This window comes from Endozoicomonas sp. ONNA2 (genome assembly GCF_024606365.1).
In the GTDB taxonomy this organism is placed as follows: domain Bacteria; phylum Pseudomonadota; class Gammaproteobacteria; order Pseudomonadales; family Endozoicomonadaceae; genus Endozoicomonas.
In genome coordinates this window covers 1-2522 of sequence record NZ_JAHHPO010000458.1, presented here as the reverse complement: position 1 = coordinate 2522, position 2522 = coordinate 1, and the positions used below count along the sequence as shown (strand labels likewise).

General features: G+C 46.4%; 3 protein-coding genes. 2 read left to right on the top strand and 1 reads right to left on the bottom strand.

Annotation, left to right across the window (positions count from 1 at the left end; genetic code table 11):
• Window positions 1–105 precede the first annotated feature (105 nt).
• The gene (locus KDK14_RS08325; protein WP_257264629.1) at window positions 106–276 is read right to left on the bottom strand and encodes a 4-oxalocrotonate tautomerase; all 171 of its coding nucleotides are present in this window, start codon (window positions 274–276) and stop codon (window positions 106–108) included.
• Window positions 277–359: 83 nt separating this feature from the next.
• On the opposite strand from KDK14_RS08325, the gene KDK14_RS08320 reads away from it, so the two are divergent.
• Together KDK14_RS08320 and KDK14_RS08315 are read left to right on the top strand one after the other, a co-directional pair.
• Complete coding sequence (locus KDK14_RS08320; RefSeq protein ID WP_257264631.1) at window positions 360–914, top strand: recombinase family protein; 555 nt, start codon at window positions 360–362, stop codon at window positions 912–914.
• On the top strand, window positions 799–2046 hold the full coding sequence (locus tag KDK14_RS08315; protein WP_257264630.1) for an RNA-guided endonuclease TnpB family protein: 1248 nt from the start codon (window positions 799–801) through the stop codon (window positions 2044–2046). Before KDK14_RS08320 ends, KDK14_RS08315 begins: the two co-directional genes overlap by 116 nt.
• Window positions 2047–2522 lie beyond the last annotated feature (476 nt).

Below are 2522 nucleotides of genomic sequence, written 5' to 3'. Positions count from 1 at the left end.
TTCTCGGACAGCCTCCCAGAGCAACGCAGGAGCAGTTGCCGCGTTGGGCGATCTATTCTCGGACAGACAGCTATAAAGTCATCGACAGCCATGCTGGTAACAAAATCAGGACTTACCGGTTCCCCGCTTCTGTCTTGATGCCTCCAGCTCCGGACTATGAGCCCCAAGACTCCAGTTCCCCGGCTCCTGCTCTTCAATGACCACCCAGACCGCCTGCTGAAAACGATCTTCACCACCTGCAGCAACCTCCACCAATAGCTGAGAGATGCCATCCATCAGTTAAAAAATATTGCAACAATCGCAACATCGTGAAAGAATGTAAAACGGTAAGTTATTGAAAAGGTGAATTTACCTTGTGGGTGTCAACTACCAAACTCGCCAAGATTGAAGGCGTAACCAGCCAAACAATACGACGAAAGATAGAAAACGGTCACTACGAAAGAGTGAAGCAAACCAGCGGTGGTCACTTTCGTGTCTTCGTTAATCAACAACGGAAGATATGCTATGCAAGAGTTAGTTCTGGAAAACAAAGATCCAGCATTGACGCACAAAAGCGTATCTTGCTCCAAAAGCACCCTGACGCAGAATTTGTCAGTGACATTGCCAGCGCTTTCAACTTTAAACGAAAAGGATTGCAAACCATTCTGGAATCAGCAGTGTGCGGAAACGCAACGCATATTGTGGTTGCCACGAAAGATCGACTTGCCAGGTCAGGGTTTGAGCTTATCAAATGGCTCATTGAGTTATCGGGAGGACATGTCGAAATTTTGGATGACCCGAATGATTCCAGTCAGTCTTTTGATACCCAAGAGCTTATCGGTTTCATTACCTCGTTCTGCAATAGCCATTACGGAAAACGGTCCGCTGAAAGACGCAAAGATACTGGCGTCAAAAAAGATCAGGATTTACCCTGAAAATGAACAAGCCTACAAGGATGCATTGTGGCTGTATAGAAGATCATACAACTTGGCTGTCGAGAGATTCCGCAATGGATCATACAAAGACAGTGCAGGTAAGTTCGTAAACATGCGTCCATCTATTAAGGCGCAGGTAGAACAGGAGCAAAGAGAAAGTGGCAGAGCCTACAACTCTATAATCTCCGATAACGGAACGCTTGCGGCCGCTGTGACATTCAAGTCAGTTTGCAGTCACAATAAAAAGCTCAAAGGAGCCAGGGAGGGGCTTGCCGAGATCGGATTTAAAAGTCGAAAAGGCAGCAAACACTCATTCTCTATTGACAGACTACCGAAATGCCTGAGTCCTTGCGTTAACTCGCCAGGGAAAATTCACTTAACAGAGAAAGTTCCAGATGAGGCTATTGGAAAGTCCTGCGTCATAACTTGCGACAAAGGTCGATGGTTTATCCAGGTTCAACAGCACATTAAGCTCAAGCCCGAGATCCAAGGGGAGGTTAAATGTGTGGGGGTTGATCCCGGTGTCCGTACCTTTGCCACATGCTACAGCGAAAAAGAGGCGTTAGTCGTCGGCTCAGATTTCGCAAAAACAAGGTTATTCCCGTTAATGAAGCAAGTGGACAACCTTATCGGGTCAAGACAGAAAATCCTGAACACTCACAAAGGCGTCAAGTTTAATGAAATGCCTCAATGGGCAAGGGATCGTATAGTCCACTTCAATAAAGAAATTGACCGTTTGAAGTGCAAAAAGGACGACATTGTTCTTGACCTGCATAACAGGCTGGCATTTGAGCTTGTATCAAATTACGACGTCATATTCCTGCCGACTTTCCAGACAAGGGGAATGGTTACTCGCAAGGATAAAAAAGTCCGCACAATACGTCGTAATACTTGTCGGCAAATGCTCGACCTTAACCACTACCAGTTCAAACTCAAGCTTAAGTGGTACGCGAGGAAGTACGGGAAACAAGTAGCCGATTGCAACGAGGCTTACACGTCAAAGACAAGATCATGGGACGGAACTGTAGACGACAAGATTGGAGCCTCGAAAATAATCAAAGGATCTGGATTCTCCGTTGATCGCGACATCAACGGAGCGAGAAACATATTTCTTAAATGCGTAACAAGGTAGCTTGAACCCTAACCATAACAACAAGTGTTTCGCTTGTTGCGGTTTAAATCAAGACTTCCTGCTTCTGGATTTCATTAAACAGCCCCTTGACCGTTTTCACAGAAACAAACGGCATAAGCACTCACCTCTCAATAAACTTCGACCCTCACAGATTAGCCTCCCGGATACAGAAGTTCCAACCAACTGACACCCCCTGCCCTATCGGGCGAGGTTTCCTGGATCGCTCCAGGCACCTTCCTGCTTTAACACGCCAGATAAAATCAGCTTCCTGGTGCAGCCAGGGGCTGAAACCCATATAGCCGTCATCCCCGCGAAGGCGGTTGTCGCAAAAGGTCGAACACATTCCTGACCGTCACTTTTCACCACACATTCCCGACTTTGAGACTGTCAGAAAAGGCATAAAAGCCTTGAACCACAAAAGGCACAAAGGAAAAGAAAAGCTCTTCTTTGCCGTGAAAAATATTTTGCTCAACCAT